The 27,000-nt window shown below is 74.0% G+C and carries 24 protein-coding genes and 2 pseudogenes; 11 read left to right on the forward strand and 15 right to left on the reverse strand.

Annotated elements, in window-relative coordinates; genetic code table 11:
• Positions 1-145: 145 nt before the first annotated feature.
• From ACWGH0_RS19085 to ACWGH0_RS19095, 3 genes are read right to left on the reverse strand one after another with little or no spacing between them, the layout of a single operon-like run.
• Positions 146-1,102 (reverse strand): 3-oxoacyl-ACP reductase, encoded by a 957-nt coding sequence (locus tag ACWGH0_RS19085; RefSeq protein ID WP_453405332.1) that lies wholly within the window; start codon positions 1,100-1,102, stop codon positions 146-148.
• An 11-nt stretch (positions 1,103-1,113) separates the two neighbouring features.
• Entirely contained in the window at positions 1,114-2,193 is a 1,080-nt protein-coding gene (locus tag ACWGH0_RS19090) for a Zn-dependent alcohol dehydrogenase (protein WP_453405333.1), read from the reverse strand.
• A gap of 22 nt (positions 2,194-2,215) precedes the next feature.
• Positions 2,216-3,070, reverse strand: coding sequence for a MaoC/PaaZ C-terminal domain-containing protein (locus ACWGH0_RS19095; protein WP_453405334.1), 855 nt, complete (start codon positions 3,068-3,070; stop codon positions 2,216-2,218).
• A 413-nt stretch (positions 3,071-3,483) separates the two neighbouring features.
• Between ACWGH0_RS19095 and ACWGH0_RS19100 the strand changes: the two are divergent.
• Positions 3,484-4,061, forward strand: a pseudogene (locus tag ACWGH0_RS19100) (response regulator).
• A gap of 169 nt (positions 4,062-4,230) precedes the next feature.
• Here the strand turns inward: ACWGH0_RS19100 and ACWGH0_RS19105 are convergent.
• The 4 genes from ACWGH0_RS19105 to ACWGH0_RS19120 all read right to left on the reverse strand — a co-directional run bounded on the left by ACWGH0_RS19105 (position 4,231) and on the right by ACWGH0_RS19120 (position 9,353).
• Complete coding sequence (locus ACWGH0_RS19105; protein WP_453405335.1) at positions 4,231-5,664, reverse strand: MFS transporter; 1,434 nt, start codon at positions 5,662-5,664, stop codon at positions 4,231-4,233.
• Between the two features lie 108 nt (positions 5,665-5,772).
• Positions 5,773-5,934 carry a carbohydrate-binding protein gene (locus ACWGH0_RS19110; RefSeq protein WP_453405336.1) on the reverse strand — a complete coding sequence of 54 codons (162 nt, stop codon included), beginning with the start codon at positions 5,932-5,934 and terminating at the stop codon, positions 5,773-5,775.
• Between the two features lie 66 nt (positions 5,935-6,000).
• Positions 6,001-7,197, reverse strand: a complete 1,197-nt coding sequence (locus ACWGH0_RS19115) for a lipid-transfer protein (RefSeq protein ID WP_453405337.1) — start codon at positions 7,195-7,197, stop codon at positions 6,001-6,003.
• Between the two features lie 14 nt (positions 7,198-7,211).
• A complete protein-coding gene (locus ACWGH0_RS19120; protein WP_453405338.1) occupies positions 7,212-9,353 on the reverse strand; it encodes an acyl-CoA dehydrogenase in 2,142 nt (713 codons plus the stop codon).
• A gap of 165 nt (positions 9,354-9,518) precedes the next feature.
• Between ACWGH0_RS19120 and ACWGH0_RS19125 the strand changes: the two genes are divergently transcribed.
• From ACWGH0_RS19125 to ACWGH0_RS19155, 7 genes are all read left to right on the forward strand, one after another.
• A complete protein-coding gene (locus ACWGH0_RS19125) occupies positions 9,519-9,848 on the forward strand; it encodes a hypothetical protein (RefSeq protein ID WP_453405339.1) in 330 nt (109 codons plus the stop codon).
• Positions 9,849-9,970: 122 nt separating this feature from the next.
• Entirely contained in the window at positions 9,971-10,615 is a 645-nt protein-coding gene (locus ACWGH0_RS19130; protein ID WP_453405340.1) for a class I SAM-dependent methyltransferase, read from the forward strand.
• A gap of 22 nt (positions 10,616-10,637) precedes the next feature.
• On the forward strand, positions 10,638-11,621 hold the full coding sequence (locus ACWGH0_RS19135) for an N-acetylmuramoyl-L-alanine amidase (RefSeq protein ID WP_453405341.1): 984 nt from the start codon (positions 10,638-10,640) through the stop codon (positions 11,619-11,621).
• 120 nt (positions 11,622-11,741) lie between these two features.
• A complete protein-coding gene (locus ACWGH0_RS19140) occupies positions 11,742-12,605 on the forward strand; it encodes a DUF5336 domain-containing protein (protein WP_453405342.1) in 864 nt (287 codons plus the stop codon).
• A 120-nt stretch (positions 12,606-12,725) separates the two neighbouring features.
• Positions 12,726-13,736 carry an LLM class F420-dependent oxidoreductase gene (locus ACWGH0_RS19145; RefSeq protein WP_453405343.1) on the forward strand — a complete coding sequence of 337 codons (1,011 nt, stop codon included), beginning with the start codon at positions 12,726-12,728 and terminating at the stop codon, positions 13,734-13,736.
• A gap of 78 nt (positions 13,737-13,814) precedes the next feature.
• Positions 13,815-14,189 carry a type II toxin-antitoxin system RelE/ParE family toxin gene (locus tag ACWGH0_RS19150; protein WP_453405344.1) on the forward strand — a complete coding sequence of 125 codons (375 nt, stop codon included), beginning with the start codon at positions 13,815-13,817 and terminating at the stop codon, positions 14,187-14,189.
• Positions 14,186-14,497: a helix-turn-helix domain-containing protein gene (locus tag ACWGH0_RS19155; protein WP_453405345.1), complete on the forward strand. Its 312-nt coding sequence runs from the start codon at positions 14,186-14,188 to the stop codon at positions 14,495-14,497. The genes ACWGH0_RS19150 and ACWGH0_RS19155 overlap by 4 nt, the downstream gene beginning before the upstream one ends.
• Positions 14,498-14,509: 12 nt before the next feature.
• On the opposite strand, the gene ACWGH0_RS19160 is transcribed toward ACWGH0_RS19155, so the two are convergent.
• On the reverse strand, positions 14,510-15,292 hold the full coding sequence (locus ACWGH0_RS19160; RefSeq protein ID WP_453405346.1) for a maleylpyruvate isomerase family mycothiol-dependent enzyme: 783 nt from the start codon (positions 15,290-15,292) through the stop codon (positions 14,510-14,512).
• 71 nt (positions 15,293-15,363) lie between these two features.
• Here ACWGH0_RS19160 and ACWGH0_RS19165 point away from each other — a divergent pair, with 71 nt between their 5' ends.
• Positions 15,364-15,657: a hypothetical protein gene (locus ACWGH0_RS19165; RefSeq protein ID WP_453405347.1), complete on the forward strand. Its 294-nt coding sequence runs from the start codon at positions 15,364-15,366 to the stop codon at positions 15,655-15,657.
• A 76-nt stretch (positions 15,658-15,733) separates the two neighbouring features.
• Here the strand turns inward: ACWGH0_RS19165 and ACWGH0_RS19170 are convergent, their stop codons facing one another.
• The 3 genes from ACWGH0_RS19170 to ACWGH0_RS19180 form a co-directional block, all read right to left on the reverse strand.
• Positions 15,734-16,816 (reverse strand): prenyltransferase/squalene oxidase repeat-containing protein, encoded by a 1,083-nt coding sequence (locus ACWGH0_RS19170; RefSeq protein WP_453405348.1) that lies wholly within the window; start codon positions 16,814-16,816, stop codon positions 15,734-15,736.
• A complete protein-coding gene (locus ACWGH0_RS19175) occupies positions 16,813-17,559 on the reverse strand; it encodes a class I SAM-dependent methyltransferase (RefSeq protein ID WP_453405349.1) in 747 nt (248 codons plus the stop codon). The genes ACWGH0_RS19170 and ACWGH0_RS19175 overlap by 4 nt, the downstream gene beginning before the upstream one ends.
• 114 nt (positions 17,560-17,673) lie before the next feature.
• Complete coding sequence (locus ACWGH0_RS19180; RefSeq protein WP_453405350.1) at positions 17,674-18,990, reverse strand: glycosyltransferase family 4 protein; 1,317 nt, start codon at positions 18,988-18,990, stop codon at positions 17,674-17,676.
• A gap of 230 nt (positions 18,991-19,220) precedes the next feature.
• On the opposite strand from ACWGH0_RS19180, the gene ACWGH0_RS19185 reads away from it, so the two are divergent.
• Both ACWGH0_RS19185 and ACWGH0_RS19190 read left to right on the forward strand, forming a co-directional pair.
• Complete coding sequence (locus tag ACWGH0_RS19185; RefSeq protein WP_453405351.1) at positions 19,221-19,835, forward strand: TetR family transcriptional regulator; 615 nt, start codon at positions 19,221-19,223, stop codon at positions 19,833-19,835.
• Positions 19,836-20,063: 228 nt separating this feature from the next.
• A pseudogene (locus tag ACWGH0_RS19190) lies at positions 20,064-20,552 on the forward strand (LuxR C-terminal-related transcriptional regulator); the annotation flags it as partial.
• Here the strand turns inward: ACWGH0_RS19190 and ACWGH0_RS19195 are convergent.
• The 4 genes from ACWGH0_RS19195 to lanKC form a co-directional block, all read right to left on the reverse strand.
• A complete protein-coding gene (locus ACWGH0_RS19195; RefSeq protein ID WP_453405352.1) occupies positions 20,478-22,346 on the reverse strand; it encodes an ATP-binding cassette domain-containing protein in 1,869 nt (622 codons plus the stop codon). The pseudogene ACWGH0_RS19190 and the gene ACWGH0_RS19195 overlap by 75 nt on opposite strands.
• Positions 22,336-24,078, reverse strand: a complete 1,743-nt coding sequence (locus tag ACWGH0_RS19200; RefSeq protein WP_453405353.1) for an ABC transporter ATP-binding protein — start codon at positions 24,076-24,078, stop codon at positions 22,336-22,338. The genes ACWGH0_RS19195 and ACWGH0_RS19200 overlap by 11 nt, the downstream gene beginning before the upstream one ends.
• A 138-nt stretch (positions 24,079-24,216) precedes the next feature.
• Positions 24,217-24,336 carry a SapB/AmfS family lanthipeptide gene (locus ACWGH0_RS19205; RefSeq protein ID WP_107357889.1) on the reverse strand — a complete coding sequence of 40 codons (120 nt, stop codon included), beginning with the start codon at positions 24,334-24,336 and terminating at the stop codon, positions 24,217-24,219.
• Positions 24,337-24,375: 39 nt separating this feature from the next.
• Entirely contained in the window at positions 24,376-26,994 is a 2,619-nt protein-coding gene (lanKC, locus tag ACWGH0_RS19210; protein WP_453405354.1) for a class III lanthionine synthetase LanKC, read from the reverse strand.
• Between the last annotated feature and the right edge of the window lie 6 nt (positions 26,995-27,000).

Consider the following 27,000-nt stretch of genomic DNA (forward strand, 5'->3'; position numbering starts at 1 on the left):
CGGGGGGGCGCCCCCGGCCGGCGGGCGCCCCCGCGCCGCTTCCCGCCGCCGGACGGGCCGTACCGCGCGGGGTCGCCCGTCGGACCACCGGACGGACGGGCCGTACCTCGCGGAGGTCGCCCACCCGGCCGTCGGCCCCCGCGCCTCAGCCGCGCTTCAGGCCCAGCACCTCCGCCGCCGCGAACGTCTCGTTCGGCGGGCGGTCCCCGAAGTAGGGCGACAGCCGCTCGGTCAGCTCCTCGTACGAGAACGCCTCCTTCGCCGTGTCGAACTTCGCCGCGACCCTGGGCCGTTCCATGACCGCGACCATGCCGCCGTGGACCACGAGCAACTGCCCGTTGACCCTCCCGGCGGCGGGTGACGCGAGGTAGCCGACGAGCGGGGAGACGTGCTCGGGGGCCAGCGCGTCCAGTTCGCCCTCCACCGGTTCTGCGAAGCCGTCGAACACGTCCTGCGTCATCCGGGTCCGCGCGCGCGGGCAGATCGCGTTGGCCGTCACGCCGTACTTCCCCAGCGCGAGGGCCGTCGACGTCGTCAGGCCGACGATGCCGCCCTTGGCCGCCGCGTAGTTGGGCTGCCCGGCCGACCCCGCCAGGTACGCCTCCGACGAGGTGTTGACGATCCGGCCGTAGACCGGGGCGCCGGCCTCCTTGGACCGCTCCCGCCAGTGCGCCGCGGCGAAATGGGTGGTGTTGAAGTGGCCTTTGAGGTGGACGCGGATCACCGTGTCCCATTCGTCCTCGGTCATCGAGAAGATCATCCGGTCGCGGAGAATGCCCGCGTTGTTGACGAGGATGTCCAGCTTCCCGTACGTGTCGACGGCCAGCCGGACCAGCGCCCCGGCCTGGGCGTGGTCCGCCACGTCGCCGAGGTGGGCCACGGCCCGCCCGCCGGCCGCCCGGATCTCGGCGGCGACCTCCTCGGCGGGGGCCGCCGACGCCTCGCCCGAGCCGTCGCGCCCGGGCTGCCCGTAGTCGTTGACGACGACGCTCGCGCCGAGCCGGGCCAGTTCCAGGGCCTCCGCCCGGCCGAGGCCGCGACCCGCGCCGGTGACGATCGCGGACAGGCCGTCGAGCGGCAGCGGTTGCGTCGACCGTGTCATCCGCCGCCCCCTCAGATCTCGATGCAGGTGCGCAGGGCCTCGCCCGAGCGCATCTGGTCGAGGGCGTCGTTGATCCCGTCGAGCCGCACCCGGTGGGTGATCAGGCCCTCCAGGTCGATGCGGCCGGCGCGCCACAGGGCGATGGCCCGCTCGTACGAACGCAGCACGTCGCCGCCTCCGTACATGGACGGCAGGATCCGCTTCTCGTCGAAGAACAGCTCGAACATGTTGAGCTGGAGGTGGTCGTCCATCGCGCCGGCGCCGACGACGCACAGGGTGCCGCCGCGCCGTGTGGTCTCGTACGCGGTCCGGGCGGTGGCGGCCCTGCCGACGACCTCGAAGACGTAGTCGAAGCCCTCCCCCGCCGTGACGCGCTGTTTGGCGTCGGCGAGTTCGTCCGGCGCCACCGCTTCGGTGGCGCCGAACCGCAGCGCCGCCTCGCGCCGGGAGGCGACCGGGTCGACGGCGACGATCTGGGCCGCGCCCTGCACGCGGGCGCCCTGGATCGCGGAGATGCCGACGCCGCCGCAGCCGATGACGGCGACCGAGGAACCGGCCTCCACCCGTGCGGTGTTGACGGCCGCGCCCAGGCCCGTCGTCACGCCGCAGCCGATGAGCGCGGCGATCTCGTACGGCAGGTCGTCGGGGATGGGGACGGCGCAGCCCGCGTCGACCACGACCTCCTCGGCGAAGGTGCCGGTCCCGGCGAAGCCGAACACGTCGCTTCCGTCGGCGCGCCGGAAGTTGGGCGTGCCCGCGTTCATGAGCCCGGCGAGGCACAGGTGCGTCTGACCGCGCCGGCACGACGGGCAGGCGCCGCACGCGGGCAGCCAGCAGACGAGGACCCGGTCGCCGGGGCCGACCCCGGTGACGCCGTCGCCGACGTCGACGACCTCGCCGGAGCCCTCGTGCCCCGGGACGAAGGGGCCGGGCTGGGGCAGCACGCCGCTCATCGCGGAGAGGTCGGAGTGGCACAGTCCGGTGGCCCGGACGCGGATCTTGACCTTGCCGGGGCCGAAGCCCGCCGCCTCGACGTCGTCGAGGACTTCCAGCTTGTCCTGCCCTATCTCGTGCAGTACGGCTGCGCGCACGGTACGACTCCCTTCACTGAGGTCAGGTGTGTACGACGGTGGTGTCGGACAGGACCGGCGCGTCGTCCCTCTCGACGGCGGTGACCGACACCTGGACGCGCCCCGGCGACTTCCACATCCGCAGGCGCAGAGTCTCGCCGGGGAAGACGACCCCGGCGAAGCGGGTGCTGTACGCGCTGACGCGGGTGACGTCGCCGCCGAGCAGGGTGTCGACCACCGCCTTGAGCGTCATGCCGTACGAGCACAGGCCGTGCAGGATCGGCCGGTCGAAGCCGGCGAGCGCGGCGAACTCGGGGTCGGCGTGCAGGGGGTTCCAGTCGCCGGAGAGCCGGTAGAGGAGGGCCTGGTCCTCGCGCACGTGCCGCTCGGTCTCCGCGTCCGGCGCGCGGGCGGGCCGCTCGGTGCGGGCCGAGGGGCCCCGGTCGCCGCCGAAGCCGCCTTCGCCGCGTACGAAGATCTGGGCGTCGCTGGTCCACAGCGGCCCGTCGGCGTCGGCGGTCTCGGTACGCAGCACGACGACCGCCGCCTTGCCCTTGTCGTACACCGCCCGGACCCGGGAGGTCTGTACCGCCTCGCCCTTGACGGGGATCGGGCGGTGCAGCTCGATGCTCTGGCCGCCGTGCAGGACGTGGGCGAGGTCGACGTCGATGCCCGGCGCGCAGAGGCCGCCGGCCATGGCTGTTCCGGCCACGGCGACGGTGGCGAAGCTGGGCAGGACGTGCAGCCGGGATTCGAGGGTGTAGCGCAGTTCGCGGGGGTCGGTGGCGGGGGTGCCCGCGCCGAGGCCGAGGTGGTAGAGCTGGACGTCCTTGTGGTCCCAGGCGATCTCGGCGCTGCGGGGTTCGGCTGCGACGGCCTTTGCGGCATCGATGGGCATGGGGATGCTGCTCCTTGAGGGAGGGAAGACCTCGGTGCGGCCGTCCGCACCGTCGGCCGCACCGAGGTCGTAGGGGACCGGCCGCGGACCGCCGCTTCTAGAACGCGTTCTAGGCCGGTGGGGCCTATGTATAACGCACCCCCCGGCAGTTGTGAAGGGAGTTGGCTGACGCCGCGTCAGGTGTCGTCCGGTGGTCGCGGGCACGTTGCCCCGGCGCGGTCGTACGGGCCGCCCGCGCCGTGTGCGGCCCGCGTCCGGCGGCCCCACGGGCGCGGCGCGGGCACGGCTGCGCCGCATCGGACCGCGTGCGTGTGAGGATCGGGACGACGGTCGGCGCGCAGGCCCCGGCCGGCCCGTTCCCCCGGTGGGCGCCGAACCGTCCGCCGGCACCGACCCGAACTGGAGCCCCTTCCGTGATCAGAGTGCTCCTCGCCGAGGACCCGGCCACGACGCGCGGCGCCCTCGCCCTGCGGCTCGGCATGGAGGCGGACATGCAGGTCGTCTCCCAGGTCGAGGCGGGCGACGAGATCGTGGCCGCCGCCCTGCTCTCCCGGCCGGACGTCGCGCTCCTGGACGCCGACCTGCCCGGCCTCAGCGGCCTCGACGCCGCCGCGCTGCTGCGGGACGAGACGCCGGACTGCCGGGTGGTCGTCCTCACCACGTCCGCGGGGCCGGGCCGGCTGCGGCGCGCGCTGGACGCGGGGGCGGCGGGGTTCCTGGTCAAGGACGGCCCGGTGGAGGAACTGGCCGCGACGATCCGCCGGGTGCTGACCGGCGAGACCGTCGTCGACCCCGTGCTCGCGGCGGCGGACGACACGGGCCGCGACCGCTGACCGCGCGCGAGGGGTACGCGCGCGGTGGTGGCGGGAGCGCCGGCCACCGGCTCCACGGCCCCCCACGCACACGCCCCCGCGCTCGCCCTCGGCCCGCTACGTCCCGCGCTCGCCCTCGCCTGCCCCGCTACGGCCCCGTACGCCGACCTGCCGCATGACGCCCCGGCCTACGCCCCCGCGCGCTTCCGATCCCCGACCCGCGCACTCCCGCGTCACGCCCGCCGCACCACCCCGCGCACAGGCGACCTCTCATCCCCCGCAACTCCCACGTCACGCCCGCCGCACCACCCCGCGCGCAGGCGCCCTCCCAGCCCCGCAGCTCCCGCGTCACACCCGCTTCTCCCCGCGCGGCAGCCAGAGCAGCATCAGCAGCACTCCGCCGAGCAGCGCGGCCGACCCGGCCCGGAAGGCCAGCGCGTACCCGGCGGTCAGGGCCTCCGCCGTGGTGGCGCCGCCCGTCCGCGACGCCGCGACCGTCGACAGCACCGCGAGGCCCAGCGCGCCGCCCATGGTGCGCGAGGTGTTGATGAGGCCGGACAGCAGGCCGGCGTCGCCCGGCTCGCCGCTCGACGTGGCCAGGGAGGCCAGTGGGGTCGACGCGAGGCCCCCGCCGGCCATCATCACGATGCCGGGACCGAGGACGGCGGTGAGGTACGTCCCGTCCGCGCCCATCGTCGACTGCCACGCCATGCCGCAGGCCGCGAGCAGCGTGCCGCCGATCGCGACCCGGCGGGCGCCGACCCTGGCCATGAGGCGCGGGGCGAGCTTCGAGCCGATGACGATGCTCAGCGAGCTGGGGACCAGGGCGAGCCCGGCGCCGAGAGGGCTGTAGCCCAGGACGTTCTGGGCGTACAGCGTCATGAAGAACCACATGCAGAACATGGCGGAGCCGTTCACGAACATCGCGGCGTTCGCCGCCGACACCGCGCGTACGCGGAAGAACCGCAGTGGCATCAGCGGCGCCCTCGTCCGCGCCTCCACCGCCACGAAGGCCGCGAGCAGCGCGAGTCCGGCCACCAGTGGCACCACGGTCTCGGCCGCCGCCCAGCCCCGCGCCTCCGTCTGCACGATGCCGTACGCGAGGGTCGCGAGCCCCGCGGTGACCAGCACCGCGCCGGGCAGGTCGAGTCGCCGGGCGTTGCCGGCCTGGCTCTCGACCAGCCAGATCGCCGCGCCGGCCAGGACCAGCGCGCCGACGGGCACGTTGATCAGCAGGACCCAGCGCCACGACAGCGCGTCCGTCAGCAGGCCGCCGACGAGGCCGCCCGCCGCCCCGCCGCCCGCGCCGACCGCCGACCACGTGCCTATGGCGCGCGTGCGGGCGGGGCCTTCGGGGACGGCGGAGGTGAGGATGGTGAGCGTCGCCGGGGCCAGCACCGCCGCACCGAGGCCCTGTACGGCGCGGGCGGCCAGCAGGTGCCAGTCCTCCTGGGCGAGCCCGCCGGCCAGGGAGGCCGCGGTGAACAGGCCGAGGCCGGTGAGGAAGGTCCGCTTGCGGCCGAAGAGATCGGCCGCGCGCCCGCCGAGGAGCATGAATCCGGCGAAGGCGATCGAGTAGGCGTTGACCACCCACTGGAGGCCGGTCGCGCTCAGGCCGAGGTCGGCGCGCATGGAGGGCAGCGCCACGTTGACCACCGACACGTCGAGGACGACGAGGAACTGGCCCGCGCAGGCGGCGAGTACGACCACCCACGTGCGGGACGGCCTGCGGGCGGCGGGGATCCGGGTCGCGGAGGAGGAGGTGTGGACCATGCCTGTCATGCTCGCAGCATCGGTGCGGCCCGGACATCGGCGTGCCCCTGACATCGACGTGCCGGCCCGCCTCCTCGCTCCCGCGCCGCGCTCCCCCGGGGCACGGCCCTCACCGGCCTAGTCGGTGTCCTTCTGCCACATCTTCACGGTCGTCTTCGGATTGCTCGCCGAATTCGACGTGTGGGCGACCATGCAGCGGTACTGCTTGCCCAGGTGGGCGACACGGTCGCCCACCGCATACCGCCGGTTCACTTTCCATGCCGAGAATCCCGCTGCCATGTGCCGACGCCCTTTCCACGGGCCCACCGGTTGCCGGCCCGCGCGCATCCTCCCACGCCCGGCGGCTCAGCCCCGCCGCAGCAGGGTCACCACCGCCGCACCGCCGAGCCCGATGTTGTGCGCGAGGCCCACCCGTGCGCCCGCCACCTGACGCGCGCCGGCCTCGTCCCGCAGTTGCCAGGTCAGTTCCGCCGCCTGGGCGAGTCCGGTCGCGCCCAGCGGGTGGCCCTTGGAGATGAGGCCGCCGGACGGATTCACGACCCAGCGGCCCCCGTACGTGGTCGCGCCGCTCTCCACGAGCTTGCCGGACCCGCCCTCCCCGCACATGCCCAGCGCCTCGTACGTCAGCAGCTCGTTGACGGAGAAGCAGTCGTGCAGCTCGACCACGTCGACGTCCTCGATGCCGAGGCCGGACGCCTCGTACACCTGGAGCGCGGCGGCCCGCGACATCGGCCGGCCGACGACGTCGATGCAGGAACCCGACGCGAACGACTCCTCCGTGTCCGTCGTCATCGCCTGGGCGACGATCTCGACGGCCCTGCCGTGCAGGCCGTGCTGGACCAGGAAGCGTTCGGAGACCACCACGACGGCCGCCGCCCCGTCGGAGGTCGGCGAGCACTGGAGCCTGGTGAGCGGCCGGTGGACGCTCTTGGCCGCCAGTACCTCCTCGACCGTCCACACGTCCTGGAACTGCGCCCTCGGGTTGTCCGCGGAGTGCCGGTGGTTCTTGGCCGCGACCGCCGCGAGCTGCGCCTCGGTCGTGCCGTACCGCTCCATGTGCTCGCGGGCCGCGTTGCCGAAGATCTGCGCGGTGGGCGGGGTCGCCTCGAAGCCGTGGGCGGCGGCCATGACGCCGTAGTGCCGCGCGACGGGTGAGGTGGCGAAGTCGCCCCCGTCCGCACCGCCGCCCAGCGAGCCCCGCTTCATCTTCTCGAAGCCGAGCGCCAGCACGCAGTCGCTGATGCCGCCCTCGACGAACTGCCGGGCCGCCATCAGGGCCGTGGACCCCGTGGCGCAGTTGTTGTTGACGTTGTAGACCGGCACACCGGTCAGGCCGAGTTCGTACGCCGCCCGCTGACCGGCGGTCGACGCCTGGAAGCAGTGGCCGGCGACCACCTGCTGTACGTGCCCGTACGCGATCCCGGCGTCGGACAGCGCCTCGGTCCCGGCCTCCTCCGCCATGTCCCAGTACTGCCAGTCACGGCTCTCGGGCTTCTCGAACTTCGTGGTCCCGACACCGACGACGTACGCCTTCCCCGTCATGGGTTGAGCTCCCCTCAGTCACGCGGCAGGCCGAGCAGGCGCTCGGCGACGACATTGAGCTGGACCTGGGTCGTGCCGCCGGCGATCGTCAGGCAGCGCGACATCAGGAACCCGTGCACGGCCCGCTCCCCGGCCCCTTCACACACCGCGCCCGCGGGCCCGAGCAGTTCGAGGGCGAGTTCGGCGACCTTCTGCTGGTGCGACGTCTGGACGAGTTTGCGTACGCTCGCGCCCGCGCCCGGGTCCAGCCCCGACACCTGCCGCGTCGTCGTGCGCAGCCCGATGCAGGCGAGGGCGTGCGCCTCGGCCAGGAGCGCCCCGACCCGGGCGCGGCACGCGTCGTCGAGTCCGGCGCACCGCGCGATCAGGGATTCGAGCCCGGTGTCGAAGGCGACCTGGTCGGCCATGTGGACCCGCTCGTTGCCCAGGGTGTTGCGGGCGACCCGCCAGCCGCCGTTCACCTCCCCGACCACCGCGTCCGGCGGCAGAGGTACGTCGTCGAAGTACACCTCGTTGAAGAGGGAGTCGCCCGTGATCTCCTTCAGCGGCCGGATGTCGATGCCGTCGGCCGCCTTCATGTCGACGACGAAGTACGTGAGCCCCTCGTGCTTCGGGGCGTCGGGGTCCGTACGGGCGAGCAGGATGCCGTAATCGGCCTGCCGCGCGGCGCTCGTCCACACCTTCTGCCCGGTGACGCGCCAGCCGTCCGGTGTCCGGTGCGCCCGGGTGCGCAGCGACGCCAGGTCCGACCCCGCGCCGGGCTCCGAGAACAGCTGGCACCACAGCATCTCGCCGCGCAGCGTCGGCCCCAGGTACCGCTCCCGCTGCTCCGGTGTCCCGTACGCGATCAGCGAGGGCACCACCCAGGTCGCGATGCCCAGATCACTCGTCCGCACCCCCGCCTCCCGCATCTCGCGCTGCACGGCGAGCTGCTGGACCGGGCCCGCGCCCAGCCCGTACGGCGGCGGCAGGTGCGGGGCGGCGTACCCGGTCGGGGCGAGGACGCGGCGCGCGGCGGCCGGGTCGAGGCCGCGCGCGGCCCCGATCGCCTCCCGCGCCCGCTCCCGGTGGGCTTCCGCATCGGGTGGCAGTTCCAGGCGCAGTTCGCGCCGGGCACCGGCCGCCGCCAGGCGCGCGGCCCGCAGCCGGTGCGCGTCGCCGGGTCCGAGCAGCTGGCGGGCGACGAGCGCCCGGCGCAGGTGGAGGTGGGCGTCGTGTTCCCAGGTGAAGCCGATGCCGCCGAGGATCTGCACGCAGTCCTTGGCGCAGGAGTACGCGGCGTCGAGCGCGGCCGACGCCGCCAGCGCGGCGACCAGTCCCCCGGCGTCGGTGCCGGCGGCGCGGGCCGCGTCCCAGGTGAGGGCCCTGGCCTGTTCCAGGCGTACGAGCATGTCGGCGCACAGGTGCTTGACCGCCTGGAACCGCCCGATGGGCCGCCCGAACTGCTCGCGGGTCCTGGCGTGTTCGGTCGCGGTGTCCAGCGCCCAGCCCGCCGTGCCGCAGGCCTCGGCGGCGTACAGCACCGCGGCGAGGTCGTGGACGGTGTCGCGGCCGTCCAGGGCGAGCAGGCGGTCGGCGGGGACGGTGACGGCGTGCGCGGTGACCTCGGCGGTGGCCCGGGTCGGGTCGGCGCTCTCGTGCGGCCGGACCGCCAGGTCCCCGGCGTCGACGGCGAACCACGCGTTTCCGGCGGCGAGCACGAGGACGTCCGCCTGCGCGCCGCCGAGCACGGGCGGCGCGGTCCCGTCGAGCCGGTGGCCGCCGTCGGCCGGCGTCGCGGTGAGCGTCCCCGGGCCGAGCGCCACGGCGCCGATGCGCGCGCCCGAGGCGAGAGAGGCCGCGAGGTCGCTCCGGCCGCCGCGCCGCAGCACCTCGGAGGCGAGCACGCCGGGCAGGTACGGGCCGGGCAGCGCGGCCCGGCCGGTCTCCTCCAGTACGACGGCGAGGTCGAGCAGCGTGCCGCCCCCGCCGCCGTGCTCCTCGTGCAGGTGAATGCCGTGCAGCCCCTGCTCCGCGGCCCCGTCCCAGTAGGCGGGCCGCCCCTCCCGCGCCCCGTCGAGCACCTTGCGCACGGCCTCGCGCGGCACGGCCCGCGCGAGCCAGCGGCGTACGGAGTCCGCCAGGTCGCGATGCTCTTGCGTGATTCCGATACCCATGCGCGGCAGACTAGAACACGTTCCAATCTGACGGAAGGTCAGATACGGGCCGAAGAATCGATACGGCCACACCCGTGCGAGTGACGGGGACATCACGGGGCATCCACGTGGGCAACGGACAGAAGGCACCAAACCATCAACGCTCATGTCAACGGACGGAACCTCATGCGACTCCGCAGCACCCTGGCCGCCACTGTCGGCGCCTTCGCCCTCGTACTGACGCTGCCCACCTCGGCCGGTGCGGCCGTAGGGACCTTCACGTACCAGTACGCCGAAGGGGCCGGTGTACTGACCGACCCCCCGAGCGGGGAGTGCATCACGCTCGCCGAGGTCGCCGACGAGCAGGTCGCGCCGGCGCATACACCCGGCAACGCGACGGACGCGGTCGCCACCGTGTACGCCGGGCCCGACTGCACGGGCCCGCAGTTCGACCTCCGGCCCCACACCGGTCACGGCTCCGAGCGGCTCAAGGTGCGCTCGGTCCTCTTCCACTGATCCCACGACTCAGCCCCGTCCCCGCGCGCTGTGCGCCCGCGCGGGGACCGGCGCGAAGCCCCGCTCGGACCCGCCTAGGATGTGACCGCCCAGTAACCGCATCCGCCTGTCCGGAGGACCCCATGGCCGCCGCGCCCAAGCCCGAGATCCTCGCCGCCTTCGAGGCAGCCAAGGGCTTCATGCCGGTGCGCGAGGGGCTGGCGCTGTACGCCGCCGCCGCCGAGGCCGGGGCGCTCGGGCTGCCGCTGGTCGAGGTCGGCACGTACTGCGGACGTTCCACGATCCTGCTGGCCGACGCCGCCCGGGAGGCCGGCACGGTCGCCGTGACCGTCGACCACCACCGGGGCAGCGAGGAGCAGCAGCCCGGCTGGGAGTACCACGACCCGACGGTCGTGGACCCGGAGGTCGGCCTCATGGACACGCTCCCCACTTTCCGCCGCACGCTGCACCGGGCGGGCCTCGAAGAGCACGTGATCGCGGTCGTCGGGCGGTCGCCGCAGGTCGCGGCCGTGTGGGGCGGCGAGGTGGGTCTCGTGTTCATCGACGGCGGGCACACCGACGAGCACGCGAACGGCGACTACGAGGGCTGGGCCCCGCACGTCGCCGTCGGCGGACTGCTCGTCATCCACGACGTCTTCCCCGACCCGGCGGACGGCGGCCAGGCCCCGTACCGGGTGTACCTGCGCGCCCTCGCGTCCGGCGCCTTCACCGAGATCTCGGTGACCGACTCGCTGCGCGTCCTGCGCCGTGTTTCGCCGGGGATCTGACCCGCGCGGTTAGCATCGCCGGGTGTCGTACGACAGCGAGCCCCCCACTTCCCCCGCCCCTTCCGCGTCCCCCCGCCGCCCCGGCCGGCGCAGCGCCGCCGTCGCGGTCGCCGTGCTCGCGCCCGCCGCCTTCGCGGGCTGGCTGGTGTGGCAGGCCATGAGCGGTCCGGGCGACGGCGGTCCGCCGACGGTGGCGCCGCTGCCGGACCAGAGCCGCACCGGGTCCGCGTCGCCCGACGACGCCAAGCCGTCGGCGCCCACCACGCCGCCCGCGGCGACCGGCTCTCCCTCCCCCTCCGAAACGGGCAAGGCCGAGAAGCCGGACGCGACCGGCCCCCTCGCCGGCAAGGTCGTGGTGGTCGACCCGGGCCACAACCCGGGCAATTTCCGTCACACTCGCGAAATCAACAAATTGGTCGATGTCGGTACACACCGTAAGGAGTGCGACACCACCGGCACCACCACCAACGGCGGCTACACCGAGGCGTCCTTCACCCTCGACGTCTCGCGCCGGCTGCGCGCGCTCCTGGAGAAGGAGGGCGCGACGGTCAAGCTCGTGCAGAACGAGGACCGGCCGTACGGGCCGTGCGTGGACGAGCGGGCCCGTATCGGCAACGAGGCGAAGGCCAACGCGGTCGTCTCGGTCCACGCCGACGGCTCGGCCGTGGGCAACCGCGGCTTCCACGTGATCCTGCCCGCGCTGGTGAAGGGCGGGGCCTCGGACACCTCGAAGATCGTCGGTCCCTCCCGCGAACTCGGGACGCGGATCGCGGGCAAGTTCGTCCAGGCGACCGGCAGCGCCCCCTCCAACTACGTGGGCGACGGCACGGGGTTGGACGTCCGCAAGGACCTCGGCGGGCTCAATCTGTCGACTGTGCCCAAGGTGTTCATCGAATGCGGCAATATGCGCGATCCGAAGGACGCCGCGCTGCTGACCGATGAAGGCTGGCGCCAGAAAGCGGCGCAGGGGATCGCCGACGGCATCGGAAGCTACTTGGGCGGGTAGGTGTGACACCCGGCGGCCGACTCTGCCGGAGGGACGATACATTCATCCGTACGATGGGGAGCTGCCCCCGAGCTTCACACTGTGCCGCCCCGACGAGTCGACCCACTAAGGACTTTCAAAGTGAACATCCGCTCCCTCACTCGAGGCGACGGCGTGGTGATCGGAGCAGCGGTGGTGCTGTTCATCGCCTCGTTCCTCGATTTCAAGTCGTACGACAAGCCGGCGTGCTCGGGGCAGTTCTGCCCTCCGTCCCTCGGCTCCTTCAACGCCTGGGACAGCCTGGGCCTGCTGATGAGCATCTACCTCGCGGGCGTCATCGCGGCGGCGCTCATCGTGGTGGCCCGCGCCCTGCCGCAGCAGCGCAAGATCGCCGGCATCGACCTCGGCCAGTTCGGTGTCGCGTTCGCCGTCTTCGCGGCGTGGACGGCGTTCTGGACGATCGTCGACGGCAGCGACTCCGGCCCGGGCCAGATCATCGGCCTGCTCGCGGCGCTGGTCCTCGCCGCCGGCGCCGTCGCCGCGCCGCTCGTGCCGGCGCTCAAGGCCCCGCTCATGCCGGCCCCCCGGCCGCAGGTCGCGCAGCCGTACGGTGGCCAGCCCGGCCAGCCCGGCCCCGGCGGCTACGGCTACCCCGGCGCGCAGCAGCCCTCGTACGGCGGTCAGCCCGGTCAGCCCGGCCAGCAGCAGCCGTACGGCGGCCAGCCGCAGCAGGGCCAGCAGCCGCAGGCCCAGCAGCAGGCCCCGGCCGCGCAGGCGGAGCAGGGCGGTGCGCCCGCCGCGGGCGGGGACTTCGCCCCGTTCTGGTTCGCCGTCCCGGTCGCCCGCCCGCTGTACGCGGAGGACGGTTCGCCGACGCCGATCGCCGAACTCGCGCCCGGCACCTGGTACCTGGCGGTGGAGCAGCGCGGTCCCGGTCTGGTCGCCCAGACGCAGGACGGCCGTCGCGGCGTCCTCCAGGACACCACCGGCATTCAGCGCGGCTGACCGCTCGCGGCGCCGCAGGACGGCCCCTCGCCCTTCCGGGCGGGGGGCCGTTGCCGTACAGTCGCCCGGTCAGCGATCTGACGTACCGTCAGTTCGGTTGCCGCCCGGAGGGACTCGGCGATGCGCCTCGGACTCGCTCTCGGCTACTGGGGCCGCGGCCCGGACCCCGGCCATCTCGCCCTGGCCCGCGAGGCGGAGCGCCTCGGTTACGACTCCGTGTGGACCGCCGAGGCGTGGGGGTCCGACGCGTTCACCCCGCTCACCTGGATCGCGGCGCACACCTCCCGCATCCGGCTCGGCACCGCCGTCGCGCAGATGGCCGCCCGCACGCCGACCGCCACGGCCATGCACGCCCTGACCCTGGACCACCTCTCCGGGGGGCGGATGATGCTCGGCCTCGGGCTCTCGGGGCCGCAGGTCGTCGAGGGCTGGTACGGGCGGCCCTTCCCCGCGAGCCCGCTCACCGCGACGCGCGAGTACGTCGACACGATCCGCCAGGTGCTGCGGCGCGAGGCCCCGGTGGAGGTGGACGGGAGGTTCCACCCGCTCCCGTACCGGGGCCCGGACGCGACCGGCGTCGGCAGGGCCCTCAGGCCGATCACGCATCCGCTGCGGTCCGACCTCCCCGTCCTGCTCGGCGCGGAGGGCCCCAGGAACATCGCCCAGACGACCCGCGTCGCCGACGGCTGGCTCCCCCTCTACTGGTCGCCGATGCGCACCGACGTGTACGCGGCGTCGCTGACCGAACTCCGTGCCGGCTTCATGGTCGCGCCGATGGCCCGGGCGAAGGTCTGCGACGACGTCGCGGAGGGCCTGCTGCCGGTCAAGGCGATGCTGGGGTTCTACATCGGCGGCATGGGCCACGCGGCCCGCAACTTCCACGCGGACCTGATGGCCCGCATGGGCTTCGCCGAGGAGGCCCGCCGCGTCCAGGAGCTGTTCCTCGCGGGGCGCAGGGAGGAGGCGGTGCTGGCCGTCCCCGACGCGTTCGCCGACGAGATCTCGCTCGTCGGCCCGCGCGAGCGGATCGCGGAGCGCCTGGAGCTGTGGCGGGCGGGCCCGGTGACCGACCTGCTGGTGACGGCCCCGGACCCGCACACCCTGCGCGTACTGGCCGAGCTGAACACCTGACGGACCGAGTTCTCACGATCGAGTGAGCCGGACGACTTCCGCCCCGCCACATCGGCCGCCCCGCTTAGGTTCACCCCCATGGAACCGCGGTACGACATCGAGATCGAGCCCGAGGTACGGGATTGGCTCCGGTCGCTTCCGAGAGAGCACTACCGTTTCGTGGAACGGCACGCGGACCGTTTGGCGGCGAATCCGGCCCTGCTTGGCGAGCCGTACTCACGGCACCTCGGGGGGCCGTTGCGCGAGCTGCGTTTCCACCTGGACACGGCCGCGTTCCGCGTCACCTACTGGCTGGCGCCGAACCGCCGTATCGTGTTGCTCACGGTCTTCCGCAAGACTCGGATGCGTGAAGACGCACAGGTCGAGCGGGCTGCGCGCGCGCAGAAGGAATGCGAGGCCGCGCACTTCCCGGCTGAGGCCGAATACCACCGGACATTCGAGGAGCAAGGATGAGCGGCGGCTACCACACCGAGTGGAAGATCCCGGACGAGCATCGCGTCGACCCCGCGTACATCGAAGCGGGCGCCTCGATCGCCCTCGGCCAGGCGGTGTACGACATCCGCGTCGCGCTCGGCCTCTCGGAAATGGAGCTGGCCCAAAGGGCCGGTCTCACCGAGGCCGAGGTCGAGCAGATCGAGGGCGGTGGCACTGTGCCGACGCTGCCTCTGCTGCGGCAGCTCGCCTCCGCCCTGGACGCCCAGCTCGACGTGTCCATCGGCTCCGACGCCATGTCCCTGGCCTTCGTGCCCCACGCCGCCTAGTCGTCGTCGGCCTCAGCCGAACGACGCGCGCTCCAGCCAGAAGTCCAGCAGTGCCGCGTCGCCCAGCACCTGCACCCGGTCGCTGTCGGCCGGCAGGCGGCGGTAGAAGACCTGGAGCACGTCGGTGAGCGGGCCGCGCAGGGCGACCGTGGCCTTCTCGTGGGCGCGGCGCCAGGTGAAGCCGTCCTCGCCGAACTCGATCAGCCATTCCGCGTCGGGCACGTCCGTCGCGTGCAGGTGCAGCGAGCGCCCTCCCCCGCGCAGTTCGTTCGCCTGCTCGTCGGCGCCGGTGGACTGCGACCAGGCGACGATCTCCAGCCACTCGTCGAGTGTGTCGGCCGCCACCTCGGCATCGGCCTCGAAGACGACGGGGGCCGCGAGTGCCGCGTCCGCGCGGTGGACCACCGTCTCGTGGGTCATGCGGCGCGCCCAGAACGCCGCCCGGTGGTCCCCGTTCCAGGACCACGCCTTGGCCTCAGGTCCGGCCGCCCGCAGCGTGTCGGCCGTCTTGCGCGCGCCCTCCTCCAACCAGGCGTCCAGCGCGGCGGGTTCGCGGTCGCCCGGTCCTGTGATGCCGGGCACCCGGTCCTCGGGAAGGGCCTCGGACGCCTTGGTGCGTACGATCGCCTCGGCCCAGCGGTGCGCCCCGCCGACGTGCCGGGCGAGGTGGCCGAGGGTCCACTCGGGGCAGGACGGCACCTTCGCGCTCAGGTCGGCGTCGATCAGCACGGCCCTCAACAGGTCGGTCTGGCGGACGATCTCGTCGCAGTAGCGTGCGTGGCCCAGGTCGGTCATAGGGGCACTGTAGTGAACCGCCGCGCTGCGCCGCCCGGTTTCACCGCCCGCAAAACGGCAACACGTTCGACATGTCCCCACGCCATCGCAGTGGAAGCAACCAGGCGGCGACGGTCATCATCGTCCTCGCCGACATCATGGCCTTCATCCTCGGCCTGTGGATCCTGATGTACCTGCTGGACGCCAACCGCGCGAACGACCTGGTGAACTGGATCCAGGACGCCGCCCGCTGGCTGGCCGGCTGGTCCCACGACCTGTTCACCTTCGACGAGGCATGGGCGCGTGTCGTGGCCGGGTACGGGCTCGCCGCGGTCGTCTACCTCTTCGTCGGACACGCCCTGGCGAACGTCGTCCGCCGCCACTGACTCCGGTCGCCCCCGACAACCCGCCCGTCACCGATCCCGGTCGCCCGGGCCCGCCGTTGCGGGGCCGGGCGAAGGGCTAGCAGCAGTCCGGGTCCAGGCCCAGCGGCAGGCGTTCGCCGCCGAAGACCGCGGTGGTCGCCTCGTCGCCCCCGAGGGCGGCCACGGCCAGCAGCAGGGAGCCCGCCGTCCAGGTGGTGAGCTCCTCGGGCCACACCGCCTTGTGGCCCTCGAAGACGTATCCCGTCCAGTACATGCCGTCCGGCCCTCGCAGGTGCTGGATCGACTGGAGGATCTCCAGCGCGCGGTCCGACTCGCCCATCACCCAGAGCGCGAGGGCGAGTTCGCAGCTCTCGCCGCCGGTGACCCAGGGGTTCGGGACGATGCAGCGCACGCCCAGGTCCGGCACGACGAAGCGGTCCCAGTCGGCCTCGACGCGGGTTTTGGCCTCGGGGCCCGTGACCGCGCCGGCCAGGATCGGGTAGTACCAGTCCATCGAGTACTGGCTCTTGTCGAGGAACCGCTCCGGGTGCCGCTGGATGGCGTGCCGCAGCGCGCCGACCGCCAGCTCCCAGTCGGGCTGCGGCTCCTCGCGCTGCTCGGCGAGGGCCAGCGCGCAGCGCAGCGCCTGGTGGATGGAGGAACTTCCGGTCAGCAGGGCGTCGTTGACGGGGGTGCCGTCGTCCTCGCGCTTCCAGCCGATCTGGCCGCCCGGCTGCTGGAGCCCGAGGACGAACTCGACCGCCGCGTAGACGGCCGGCCACATGCGGTCGACGAACGCGTCGTCGCCGGTGGCGAGGTAGTGGTGCCAGACGCCGACGGCGATGTACGCGCAGAAGTTGGTCTCGCGGCCCCGGTCGGTGACCCGCTCCGGGTCCCCGTCCTCGTACGCCGCGTACCAGGAACCGTCGGCGTTCTGGTGGCGGGCCAGCCACGCGTAGGCGCGCTCGGCCGCGTCGTGCTCCCCGGCCGCGTCGAGCGCCATGGCCGCCTCGGTGTGGTCCCACGGGTCGAGGTGGTGGCCGCGGAACCACGGGATCGCGCCGTCCTCGCGCTGGGCGGCGAGGATGCCCGCCACGGTCTCGGCGGCCTCCTCGGCGGTGAGGACTCCGGGCAGGACGAGGTGTTCCGTACGCTCGGGGCCGCGCCAGAGCCCGGTCACTTGGCGTCCGCCGCGACGTACGCGGCCGGCAGGTGCGGCTTGGTCGCGTACGCCACGAAACTCTTGCCCACCAGGGGGTTCAGCGCCTGCTCCGCGAGGCGCGTGGCCAGGGGCTTCTTCATGATGTCCCAGACCAGCAGCTTGTGGTACGCCCGGACCGGCAGCGCCTTGTCGTTGTCGACCCCGAAGGCGCACTTGAGCCACCAGTAGGGCGAGTGCAGCGCGTGCGCGTGGTGGGTGCCGTACGGCTTGAGGCCGGCTTCGCGCATCTTGCCGAGCAGTTCGTCGGCCTTGTAGATGCGGATGTGGCCGCCCTCGACCTCGTGGTACGCGTCGCTCAGCGCCCAGCAGATCTTCTCCGGCCCGTAGCGCGGCACGGTGACGGCGATGCGCCCTCCCGGCTTCAGGACGCGGACCATCTCGGCCAGCACCCCCTTGTCGTCGGGGATGTGCTCCATGACCTCGGAGATGATGACGACGTCGAAGGAGGCGTCGGGGAAGGGGAGGTTGAGCGCGTCGCCCTCCATGGCGGTGGCGGTGGCGCCCGCCGGGGCCTCACCGGCCTCCTTCATGGCGGCGAACCACTTGGCGACCTCGCGGATCTCCTCGCCGTTCTGGTCGAGGGCGACCACCTGGGCGCCTCGCCGGTAGCACTCGAAGGCGTGCCGGCCCGCGCCGCAGCCCAGGTCGAGCACGCGATCGCCCGGGGCGAGCGGGAAGCGGGAGAAGTCCACGGTCAGCACGGGGTCTGCCCTTCCGGATGGGGATGGTCGCGGCGCCGGGTCACCGGGCGCGCATGGCTGGAGTGGCGGGGGGTCGGCGGCGTCCGCGTGGGCGGAGTCCGCGTCAGCGGGGTCTCACCGGGCTCCCCCGCGGACCGCGCCCTGGGCGGCGATCCGCTCCCGGTAGAGCTCCGCGGTGCCCTGGGCGGCCCTGGCCCAGGTGAACCGCTCCAGCACCCGGGCGCGGCCCGCGGCGCCGAGGCGGCGGCGCAGGTCGGCGTCGCCGAGGAGCCGGCCGAGTGCGGCGGCCAGCGCGCCCGCGTCGCCGGGCGGCACGGCCAGGCAGGTCTCGCCGTCGGCTCCGGCGACCTCGGGGATCGCGCCGCCCGTGGTGGCGACCAGGGGGGTGCCGGTGGCCATGGCCTCGGCGGCGGGCAGCGAGAAGCCCTCGTACAGGGACGGGACGCAGGAGACCTGGGCGCCGCGCACGAGGTCGACGAGTTCCTGGTCGCTGATGCCCTTGACGAACTCGACCGCGCCGTTGAGGCCGTAGCGCTCGATGGCCTGGGCCACCGGGCCGTCCTCGGCGCGCTTGCCGACGACGACGAGGTGGGCGTCGGGCCGCTCGGTGCGGAGCTTGGCGAGCGCCTCGACGAGGTGGACGAGTCCCTTGAGGGGGACGTCGGCGCTGGAGGTGGTGACGATCCGGCCGGGGATCTCGGCGACGGACGGGTCGGGCGACCAGAGGCCGGTGTCCGCGCCGATGTGCACGACGCGGATGCGGTCGCGGCGTACGCCGAGGTGCTCGGCTATCTCCTCCCGCGAGGAGCCGGAGACGGTGAGCACCGAGGGCAGGCGGCGGGCGACGCGCTTCTGCATGCGTGTGAAGCCATACCAGCGGCGTACGGATGCCCGCCTGCGGCGGCTGTCGGCGGCGTCGAGGTCCAGCTGCCGGTCGACGGTGATGGGGTGGTGGACGGTGGTGACCAGGGGCGCGCCGAGGTCGCCGAGCAGTCCGTAGCCGAGCGTCTGATTGTCGTGGATGACGTCGAACTCGCCGCGGCGGGCCGTCAGGTGGCGCTTGGCGCGCAGCGAGAAGGTGAGGGGCTCGGGGAAGCCGCCGGTCCACATCGTCGCGACTTCGAGGGCGTCGATCCAGTCGCGGTACTCGTCGCGCTTCGGCGTGCGGAAGGGGTCGGGGCTGCGGTACAGGTCGAGGCTGGACAACTCGGTGAGCGGCACGCCCTCGTCCAGCACGGGGTAGGGCTGGGCACCGAGGACCTCGACGCTGTGGCCGAGGCGCGCGAGCTCGCGGGAGAGGTGGCGCACGTAGACGCCCTGGCCCCCGCAGAAGGGGTTGCCCTTGTACGTCAGGAGCGCGATGCGCAGCGGTCGGTCGCCCAGGACGGGGCCCCCCGCGTGGGGGCCCGCCTCTATGGCCTCAGCGGTCACTCCCGGCCCCCTTCTCACTGCTCTTTGGCCGGAGCGTAGCCGCTGGCGGTAACCTAGAACAAGTTTCAGTATCGAACGTCCGACGAGCTTTGAATCTACCGGCAGGTAGAGCCGCCGTGAGCGCCGGATCAGGTGATTCGCGCCACGACCGGCGCCCTGCCATGCTGTGCCACCCGGGGACTCCGGCCCCCCACGCCCGGCGTACGGACAAATGCCATGGAATGGGACGCATGACAGCGGAAGTCAAGCCCTCGTCGCCGCCACTGACGGAACGCCAGGAGGCGCGCCGCCGCCGGATCCTGCACGCCAGTGCCCAGCTCGCGAGCCGGGGCGGCTTCGAGGCGGTGCAGATGCGCGAGGTCGCCGAGGCCGCGGGCGTCGCGCTGGGCACGCTGTACCGCTACTTCCCGTCCAAGGTCCACCTGCTGGTGGCCACCATGCAGGACCAGCTCCAGCACATGCACACGACGCTGCGCAAGCGTCCGCCGGGCGGCGAGACGGCGGCCGAGCGGGTCGCCGAGACGCTGATGCGCGCCTTCCGGGCGCTCCAGCGGGAGCCGCAGCTCGCGGACGCGATGGTGCGGGCGCTGACGTTCGCCGACCGCAGCGTCAGCCCCGAGGTCGACACGGTCTCGCGCCAGACCACGGCGATCATCCTGGACGCGATGAACCTGTCGGGGCCGCCGGGTCCCGAGCAGCTTTCGGCGGTCCGGGTCATCGAGCACACCTGGCACTCGGCGCTGATCACCTGGCTGTCTGGGCGGGCCTCCATCGCCCAGGTGAAGATAGACATCGAGACGGTGTGCCGGCTGATCGACCTGACCGGGCCCGAACGATCACAGTGAGGCGAACGCCTGTTACCGCCGGTAACAGGCGCATGGGAGGCGCGAGTGCGCCCGCCGCGCCCCTCCCGCGCTCCCCCTTGGCCTGATTCCGCACCCGTGACATCGGCAGTCCCGGGTACTAATGAGCGACGTGCCATGTCCATGCAGCGTTGCGCAGCGGTGTAACCCCAGGGGGAGCAGGCAGTGAGCGGCGTGATCCGAGTTCTTCTCGTGCACGACATCAGTCTTATGCGGTCCGGGCTGGCCGCACTGCTCGAAAAGGAGCCCGATATCGAGATATCCGCCAGCGCGTCGGCGGGAGCGCTGGGCCGCGCCCGGTCGTTACCCCCGCAGGTGTGCGTGGCCGACACGGAGGGGGCCGGGTCACCGGCCCTGGCCGCCGCGGCGGAGGTCGCGGGCCCGCGCGGCGCGTACCCCGACTGCTCGCTGCTCGTCCTCGCCCCGTCCGGCAAACCCGGCCTCCTGCGCCGGGCGCACGAGGCCGACGCCCACGGGTACGTCAGCAAGAACGCCCCCGCCGAGCGGCTGCTGGAGGGGATACGGCGGGTCGCGACGGGCGGGCGCTTCGTCGACGACCTGCTCGCCTGCGAGTTCCTGGAGGCCGCGCACAGCCCCCTCACCACACGTGAGCTGAGCGTGCTGTCACTCGCCGCCGAGGGCGCGGACGTCACCGAGATCGCCCACAGCCTGCACCTGACCAACGGGACGGTGCGCAACTACATGGCCGCGATCACCCGCAAGACCGGGGCCCGCAACCGCGTGGACGCCATCCGCATCTCCCAGGGAGCCGGCTGGCTCTGACCAGCCGCCGGCCAGGTCGCGGTAGAGCGCGGAGCGCCGGAGCAGCTCCTCGTGGGTGCCGCAGACGGCGCGCGTACCGTCCATCACCAGGATCCGGTCGGCGCGCCGGGCCGAGCTCATCCGGTGGGCGACGACGATCAGGGTGGTGCCGGGCCGCTCGGCGAAGGCGCGCTCCGCGCGGGCCTCGGCGGCGGGATCGAGGTGGCAGGTCGCCTCGTCGAGCAGGACGACCGGCACGGGGGCCAGGTGGGAGCGGGCGAGCGCGACGAGCTGCCGCTCGCCCGCCGACAGCCGCCCCGGCACCACGTCGGCGTCGAGTCCGCCGAGCCGCAGGAGGAGTTCGTACGCCCCGACGGCCCGGGCGGCGGCGAGCACGGCGGAGTCGGGCGGCGGGTCGGGGCACAGGTAGGTGAGGTTGTCCCGCAGGGCGCCCGAGAAGACGTACGCCTCCTGCGGCACCAGGGTCCGCCGGTGCGCGGCCTCGCGCACCGACTCGCCGCAGAGTAGGACCTCGCCGCTGTCCGGCGCCAGCAGCCCGGCGGCCAGGGCGGTCAGGGTGGACTTGCCGATGCCGCTGGGCCCGACGACGGCGAGACTGCCGCCGGCCGGTACGGCGAGATCGAGCCCCCGGAACACCGGCTCGGCGTGCGGCCCGTAGGCGAAGGTGACCCCCCGCAGCTCCACCGCCGGCGGCTCCCGGCCGCCCGCCACCGCCGCCACCGCCCTGACCGGCGGCCGGGGGGCCGGGTCGTGCGCCGGCCCGCCGTCGCCCTCCGTCAGGCGGCGCAGCACCACCGTCAGGCGGGAGCCCGCCGTGCCGAGCGCCTGCATCAGGCTCTGGAGCGCCGGGAGCAGGGCGTACATGAGGTACGTGAGCGCCCCCACCAGGTCGCCGGGCGTCACCCCGCGCCGCAGCAGCCAGGGGGCGGTGACGAGCAGCAGGACCACCGGCGCCCGGCCGGCCACCGCCACCGCCAGCACCCGCAGCACTCCCCACCGGGCGAGGGTGCGGGCGGCGCGGAACTCGGCGTCGAACCGGGCGTCGGCCGCGGCGGCCGTGCGGCACTCCGCGCCCGCGGCGGTGATGTCGCGCAGCCCGCCGGCGGTCGCGTCCAGTACGTCGGCGACCGCCTCGTCGGCGACGAGGAACGTCTCCTGGCGGCGGGCCGTCGGGCGCAGCGTGACGAGGAACAGGCCGAGTCCCAGCACCAGCGGCGGCACCACGACGAGCAGCAGGGCGGGCGCCAGCGAGGCGAGTCCGGCCAGCGCCCCGGCCGCCGTGAAGACGAACGACCGGGCGACCATGACGAGACCGGCGAAGGTGTCGCGCGCGATCTCCACCTGGTGGGTGAGGCGGGACACCGCCCCGTGGTCGGCACGGGCCAGCGCGCGGTCGACGACCCGGCGCACGAGGCCGTCCCGCAGCGGCTCCACCAGCTCGGACACGGCCCGGAAGACGCGCCCGGTGCCGTACGCCCCGGCGGCCACGGCGACCGCCGCGACCGCCAGCCAGCCGAGCCCGGCGCGCGTGCCGCCGGCCAGGAAGCCGTCGTCGAGGGCGCGGGCGAGGGCGTGGCCGAAGAGGAACGTCTGCACGGCCTCCAGCAGGGACCAGGCGGCGAGCCGGGCCAGCACGGGCCGCCGCCGGTTCAGGAAGCGCAGGCCACGGGTGCGCAGCCGGGGTGCGCGGGGGTACGGGTCAGTCGTCATGGGGCGGCCGGTCCGATCCTTCCTCGGCGTGCGCCTGCGCGAACACCGCGCGGTAGTCGCCGTGTTCGCGCCAGAGCCGGGCGTGCGGCCCGACCGCGCGGACCCGGCCCTCGTGGAGCCAGGCGACCCGGTCGGCGCGGGCCGCCGTGGCGGCCCGGTGCGCGATGATCAGGCGGGTGCGGACGCCGGCCTCACGGGTCAGGGCCTCGCCGACCCGCAGTTCGGTGACCGTGTCGAGGCTGGAGGTCGCGTCGTCGAGGATCAGCAGCCGCCCGGGATGCGCGAACGCCCGCGCCAGCCCGAGGCGCTGCACCTCGCCGCCGGAGAGCGGCGCCTCGGCGCACGGGGTGTCGTAGCCGTCGGGGAGACGGCGTACGAAGTCGTCCGCGCAGGCGGCGCGGGCCGCCTCCCGCACGGCCGCCGCGTCCGGTTCGTCCACGCCGAAGGCGATCGTGCCGCCGATCGTGCCGCCGAGGAGAGCGGGCCGCTCGAACGCCTGGCCGACGGCGCGGCGCAGCACCTCGCGGGGCAGTTCGGGCAGCGGTACGCCGTCGAGCGTGACCGTCCCCCGGTCGGGGTCGGCGAGGCGGCCCGCGACCGCGGCCACGGTGGACTTGCCGGAGCCGGAGCGCCCGACGAGGGCCAGCGAGGTGCCGCCGGGGACGGTGAGGTCGAGGCCGGCGAGGATCGTACGGTCGCCGCGGACCACCGTGACGCCGCGCAGCTCCAGCGTCCCGTCGCCGGCCGGCAGGCGCGCCTCGCCGTGGGGGGTGGCCGGCACGGCGAGCAGCCCGGCGAGGCGGCGGGCCGCGCCCCGGCTGCGTACCAGGCCGTTCAGGCGGCCGACCAGCACGCCGATTCCGGTGGCGAGCGCGGCGTACCGCGCGGCGGCGAGCAGCCCGCCGATCGACAGCTCGCCGGCGGCGAGGCGGGCTCCGGCCACCGCCAGGACGGCGATCTGGAGCAGCGGCACGGTCACGGCGGCCTGGGCCGTGGAGCGCCCCTGGACCCGCCACATGCGGTAGCCCTGGGCGCTGAGGGCGGCCAGCGGTTCCAGGACGCGGGCCTGTTCGCGCCGGGCGGTGCCGGCGGCGGCGATCGTACGGGCGCCGCCCACCGCCTCCACGAGGCGGGCGGCGATCTCGCCCTGGCTCTCCTGGTAGCGCGCGACGCTGTCGCCCGACGCGCGGACGAAGGCTTTCAGCAGCAGGGCGAGCACCGGCACACCGACGAGGAACGCCCCGGCCGTCCACAGGTCGACGACCGCGAGGGCGACGAGTCCGCCGACGGGTGTCACGACGGCGGCCACGGTGCCCGCCAGCGCGGCGGGGGCCGCGCCGGCGTGGGCCGCGTTGCCGACCAGGCGGGCGACGACGTCACCGGGCGGTGTGTGGTCGGTGGTGCGCGGCCCGGCCGCCAGGACGTGCCGCAGCAGGCGTCGGCGGAACCAGGCGGTGGAGCGGGCGTTGGTGGTTCCCGTCAGTACCCCGTCGAGCGCGTCGACGACGACGAGCAGGCAGGTGAGCGCCGCGCAGGCGGCGAGCCAGGGGGCGGCGGGGCGTCCGGAGAGGAGCAGGTCCAGGGTGCGGCCGAGTACGGCGGGCAGCGCCAGGCCGATGAGCGCTCCGGCGGTGCTGAGGACCAGGACGGCCGCGCCGGGGACCGCGGTGTGCCGGACGGAGTCGAGCAACAGCCGGTCGGCCGTGCGGTGTTGATCGGGCTGTCGGTCCACTGCGCGTCACCGCCGGTCTTCCTGGTGCGGACGGATGTGCGGCCCCGGGTGCAGTGAGCCACCGGGGCCGCATCCCTGTCAGAACGTCGTCTCGAAGATGTCTCCCGACGTCACGGACAGGACGTCACAGGGACGACGTCACAGACACAGCAGGAAGCTGTTGGAGCTGTGCTTGTCGCACGCCAGCAGGCTGAGGCTGCTCTGGTCGCCGCCGTCGGTCTCGGGGGTGTCCAGGCTCTGGAGGTCGAGGAGTGCCATGGTGGTTCCCTTCGGTTGTCCGTTCCCGTGGGGACGGGGTTATTTGGTGCGGTACGTCTCCGGGTCGGAGCCGTACCGGTTCTGGGGCCGCGTCGGCGGCGGGAGGAAGGGCAGGTGCGCGCCGGTGCCGCGCGCCGCTGCCAGTGCGAGGAGTACGCCGGCGCCACCGGTGCCCAGGTCCATGGACAGGCGCATCATCTGGTCGCCGGGGAAGGCCAGGTGGCCCTCGTACGGCAGGGCGTACCAGCCGAGTCCTTCGAGCTGCGCGGCGAGGTGCTCGGGCCGCGCCTGCGGGGCGGTGGTCCTGGACAGGTGGAGGACCATGCCCGCGCGCCCGTTGAACAGTCCGGGCTGGGCGTAGTACCGCGAGCGGGCCGCTCGTACGATGCCCTCCCGCGCCTGCTGGAACTCCTCGTCCTCGCGGTGGGAGAGGAAGTCGTCGAGCACCATGCCGATGCCCGCGGACCCGGCGCCGAGGTACGGCATGGTCCGTGTCCCCTCGTCGACGAGCAGGGTGCCGGCGCTGTTGCGGACGCAGCGCGCGAGATCGGCGCGCAGGGCGTCGGCCGCCAGGTCGAGGAGCTGCGGGGCGCCCGTGTCCTCGTACAGGCGCAGGAAGAGCAGGGCGGGGCCGGTGGCTCCGTGCAGCAGTCCGGTGCGCTTGCCCGGGGCACCGCCGGGGCCGAGCCGGTCGGCGAGGATCTGCGCGGCTTCGAGGGCGCTCTGGCGGAGGCCCGCCTCCCCGGTCGTGCGGGAGAGTGCGGCGAGTACGAGCCCGACCCCGGACAGCCCTCCGTACAGCCCGGGGACGAGCCGCTGCCACTTCTCCTCCAGCACCCGCTGGACGAGTTCCAGGGCCCGCTCGCGGTGTCCGAGCCCGTCGAGGACGTGGGCGACGCCCGTCAGCCCGTCGTAGAGTCCGAGCGGCGTGCCGAGCGGCGGCGGGGCGGTCTGCCGCAGCAGCCACTCCTCGCCCTCCTCGTACCGTCCGGCGCCGGCCTGGCCGAGCGCGTACAGGACACCGGCGGCGCCGTGCGCGATGCCGAGTCCGCCGCCGTCGGAGAACTGGGCGATGTCGCCGGGGAAGAGCCGGTCGTCGCGGCCGGGCGTGGCGGAGGCCCGGATGCCCGCGGCGACCGAGTCCCGGCCGCCCGGCCAGTCGGCGGGCTCCACCGGCAGGTACGGCCGCCCGTCGCCGGCCGGGTCCGTCTCCCGGATCACCTCGACCGCCTCGTCGAAGAACGCGCGCGGCACGTCCGGGAACTGCCGCGCGGCGACCTCCGCGAGGTGGCGCGCCTTGTCGCGGTCGACGACCAGAAGCGTGGTCATGGGCAGGAAGAGCGCCAGCCGCAGGCAGGCCAGGGCGTAGCGGTCGACGTCGAACCCGGTGCGCTCGCGGGGCGCGATGAAGCCGGGGTGGGCGATGGCCTGCCGGTGGTTCTCGTCGGCGCCGGCGGCGGCCTCGAAGTCCAGGAGGCGTACGGACTCCTCGTCCGGGTCCACCATGATGTTGAACATGTGCAGGTCGTTGAAGACGACGCCCCGGCCGTGCACGGCGGCGACCGCCTCCTCGACCGCGCGGTGGATGCGCAGGGCCCAGCGGGAGTAGTCCGCGACGGCGGCCGGGTCCGGCTCGGGTTCCAGCAGCGGGTGGCGCTGGGCGAAGAAGGAGTTGAGGGTGCGGCCCGGCAGGTGGTCCATCACCAGGAAGCGGTGGTCGCCGAGCAGGAACCAGTCGCGGACCTCGGGGGCGACGCCGAGTCCCGACAGCCGTTCCAGGGCGGTCCGCTCCCGCTCCAGGCGGGTGACGGCGTCGGCCCGGTCGGCCGCGAGTCCGGCGTACGGGCGCGCCTCCTTGAGGACGACCTTCTCGCCGGTGCGCAGGTCCTCGCCGAGGTAGACCCCGCCGCCGTTCGAGAAGTGCAGGGCGCTGTCGATGCGGTACGGCAGGTCGTTGGTGGTGGTGGCGTTGCGGGCCGCGAGGTGCGGTGCGAGGAACGCGGGCAGCTCCACCCAGTCCGGGACGTGGAAGGACGGCTCGCGCAGGTCCGGGACGAGGGTCCCCCCGGCGTTCTCGATCGCCGGTACGAGCGCGCCCTTGGCGTCGACGCAGTACCGGTGCGCGAAGCCGCCGTAGCGGACGTACAGCGGGCCGTCGCCCCAGCGCAGGTCGGTGAGGATGTACGGGCCTGGCTCGCCCTCCAGCAGTTCGCCGAGCTCCCGGAGCACGACGTGCAGTTCGTTCTCGTCGGCCGGGTAGAGCGTCGCGAACTTGCCGCTGGAGCCGCGCCCGGCGTACTTGGAGTTGCGCAGGTGCAGCGGCTGCGGTCCCGGTACGAACTTGAACGGCAGGCCGCGCGGGACGCAGTAGTCCCACACCTTCGCGGCGGTCTTCTCCGCGTTGTCCAGACAGGCCGAGACGTGGATCTTCCAGCCCTGGAGCGGCCGGCCCGGCAGCGGCGCGCCGTCGTCGCCGACCGGGTTGATGTGCATCCAGTCGCCGGAGACGAATCTGCGCCAGCCGGGCGGGACTTCGCGCTGGGCCGCCTCGAAGAGCGGCGCCGGCGAGGACGCGCCGGGCCGCCCCGCCGAGAGACGGTCCGGGGTCTCGTAGAACTGCCTGTCGGCGAGGCAGAAGACCTCGTACCGGTTGTCCATGCGTCC

It is taken from the genome of Streptomyces sp. NPDC054887 (assembly GCF_053610585.1).

Coding starts and splice junctions, on each gene's coding strand:
- ACWGH0_RS19085 (WP_453405332.1), bottom strand. CDS start 1,102: ATGACACGGTCGACGCAACCGCTGCCGCTCGACGGCCTGTCCGCGATC.
- ACWGH0_RS19095 (WP_453405334.1), bottom strand. CDS start 3,070: ATGCCCATCGATGCCGCAAAGGCCGTCGCAGCCGAACCCCGCAGCGCC.
- ACWGH0_RS19105 (WP_453405335.1), bottom strand. CDS start 5,664: ATGACAGGCATGGTCCACACCTCCTCCTCCGCGACCCGGATCCCCGCC.
- ACWGH0_RS19110 (WP_453405336.1), bottom strand. CDS start 5,934: ATGGCAGCGGGATTCTCGGCATGGAAAGTGAACCGGCGGTATGCGGTG.
- ACWGH0_RS19115 (WP_453405337.1), bottom strand. CDS start 7,197: ATGACGGGGAAGGCGTACGTCGTCGGTGTCGGGACCACGAAGTTCGAG.
- ACWGH0_RS19120 (WP_453405338.1), bottom strand. CDS start 9,353: ATGGGTATCGGAATCACGCAAGAGCATCGCGACCTGGCGGACTCCGTA.
- ACWGH0_RS19125 (WP_453405339.1), top strand. CDS start 9,519: ATGCGACTCCGCAGCACCCTGGCCGCCACTGTCGGCGCCTTCGCCCTC.
- ACWGH0_RS19130 (WP_453405340.1), top strand. CDS start 9,971: ATGGCCGCCGCGCCCAAGCCCGAGATCCTCGCCGCCTTCGAGGCAGCC.
- ACWGH0_RS19145 (WP_453405343.1), top strand. CDS start 12,726: ATGCGCCTCGGACTCGCTCTCGGCTACTGGGGCCGCGGCCCGGACCCC.
- ACWGH0_RS19150 (WP_453405344.1), top strand. CDS start 13,815: ATGGAACCGCGGTACGACATCGAGATCGAGCCCGAGGTACGGGATTGG.
- ACWGH0_RS19155 (WP_453405345.1), top strand. CDS start 14,186: ATGAGCGGCGGCTACCACACCGAGTGGAAGATCCCGGACGAGCATCGC.
- ACWGH0_RS19160 (WP_453405346.1), bottom strand. CDS start 15,292: ATGACCGACCTGGGCCACGCACGCTACTGCGACGAGATCGTCCGCCAG.
- ACWGH0_RS19165 (WP_453405347.1), top strand. CDS start 15,364: ATGTCCCCACGCCATCGCAGTGGAAGCAACCAGGCGGCGACGGTCATC.
- ACWGH0_RS19185 (WP_453405351.1), top strand. CDS start 19,221: ATGACAGCGGAAGTCAAGCCCTCGTCGCCGCCACTGACGGAACGCCAG.
- ACWGH0_RS19195 (WP_453405352.1), bottom strand. CDS start 22,346: ATGACGACTGACCCGTACCCCCGCGCACCCCGGCTGCGCACCCGTGGC.
- ACWGH0_RS19205 (WP_107357889.1), bottom strand. CDS start 24,336: ATGGCACTCCTCGACCTCCAGAGCCTGGACACCCCCGAGACCGACGGC.
- lanKC (WP_453405354.1), bottom strand. CDS start 26,994: ATGGACAACCGGTACGAGGTCTTCTGCCTCGCCGACAGGCAGTTCTAC.